Source organism: Psychrobacter sp. AOP31-B2-9, from assembly GCF_052378005.1.
In the GTDB taxonomy this organism is placed as follows: Bacteria; Pseudomonadota; Gammaproteobacteria; order Pseudomonadales; family Moraxellaceae; genus Psychrobacter.
In genome coordinates this window covers 1-1,657 of sequence record NZ_JBQSXG010000255.1, presented here as the reverse complement: position 1 = coordinate 1,657, position 1,657 = coordinate 1, and the positions used below count along the sequence as shown (strand labels likewise).

Sequence of the window (1,657 nt, the reverse complement as noted above, 5' to 3'; positions counted from 1 at the left end):
CCCCCTATGGCAGGATAGTTGTCACCCCTAAAGAATAATCCAAATGGGGGTAATGAGGATCAATCATGCCACGTTATAGTGAAGAGCGTAAACAGATCATACTCAGCAAACTGCTACCACCGCTGAGCCTAACCGTTGCCCAAGTTTCAAGAGATGAAGGCATCGGACTACAGACCCTGTATAATTGGCGTGCCCAAGCCCGACAAAAAGGCCACCCTATGCCTGGACACAATAAAACCCCCGATGACTGGACAAGTGAAACCAAACTTGCCACCATCATAGAGACTGCCGCCCTAAGCGAAGCTGAGCTTAGCGAATACTGCCGCAGCAAAGGTCTCTACGTTGAGCAAATCAAAGCTTGGCGCGCGGACGCCCTCAAAGGCTTTAGCAGCAGCAAACAACAAAGCCTTAAAGACAAACGTCAACAACAAACCGATCGCAAACAGATCAAACAACTCACCCGAGAGCTTGCCCGAAAGGAGAAGGCCCTAGCTGAAACTGCCGCCTTGTTGGTACTCAGAAAAAAGTTGGAAGCGTTTTGGGAGGAGCACGAGGACGACTGACCTTGCTCCCTAAGCGCAAGCAATACATAGACTGGATACAAGAGGCCAATCGATCAGGTGCCAGAGTTACTCTTGCCTGTATTGAGGTTGGCATCAGCATCCGCACCTATCGGCGCTGGTACCGCGCAGGTCAGCTCTCTCATGACAAGCGCCCCGATGCCGTACGGTCAGCACCCAAGAACAAACTGACAGAAGCTGAACAAGCCGCGATTATTGCTGTGTGTAATCAGCCCCGCTTTGCCAGTTTGCCGCCGACCCAAATTGTACCGACTCTGCTGGATGAGGGGGTATATTATGCCTCTGAATCCACCTTCTATCGAGTGCTAAAGCAGCATAGCCAACTCAACCATCGTGGTCGTGCGCTAGCCCCTAAGCCCTCAAGCGCCCCGCAGACCTTTACCGCCACTGCTGCCTGCCAAGTGTTCTGCTGGGACATCACCTATTTGCCAAGTCCAGTTCGTGGTCAGTTCTATTATTTGTATATGATAGAGGATGTCTATAGTCGTAAGATTGTCGGCTGGGAGGTCTACGACTGTGAGTCAGGAGCATTGGCCGCTAAGCTGCTTGAGCGGACTTTGATCAGTGAGCAATGCTTGCACACCGGTGTGGTACTACATTCAGACAATGGTGCACCGATGAAAGCGCAAACCATGCGTATGAAGGCTTATGAGCTTGGGGTTGTGAGCTCATACAGCAGACCGCGTGTCAGTAATGACAATCCCTTTGCAGAATCGCTGTTTAAAACCTGCAAGTATCGCCCTAATTGGCCCACCGAAGGCTTTAAAAGCGTTGAGGCGGCAAGAACATGGGTGCTGACATTCACACGTTGGTACAATGATGAGCACAAGCACAGTCAGCTTAACTTTGTGACGCCCAATCAGCGCCATACGGGCGAGGATAAGGAAATACTAGCCAAACGTCATGAGACGATGCAGCGTGCTAAAGCCCAAAACCCGATACGCTGGGGTAGTCAAGAGGTGAGAGATTGCGAGCCTGTGGGTCCGACAACACTAAACCCTGTAAAAGAGCAACAACAGGATCAATTACGAGCCGCTTAATTTAGTTTATGGTGACAACTAGCTTGAAAAACTCCG

At 50.7% G+C, this 1,657-nt stretch carries 1 protein-coding gene; it reads left to right on the top strand.

Going from position 1 to position 1,657, the window contains the following annotated elements; genetic code table 11:
• Nucleotides 1-65 precede the first annotated feature (65 nt).
• A protein-coding gene (locus ACT3SX_RS14945) for an IS3 family transposase (RefSeq protein ID WP_225737015.1) occupies nt 66-1,621 on the top strand; the annotation gives its coding sequence in 2 pieces (ribosomal slippage) (nt 66-519 and nt 519-1,621; 1,557 coding nt in all).
• Nucleotides 1,622-1,657: the final 36 nt, after the last annotated feature.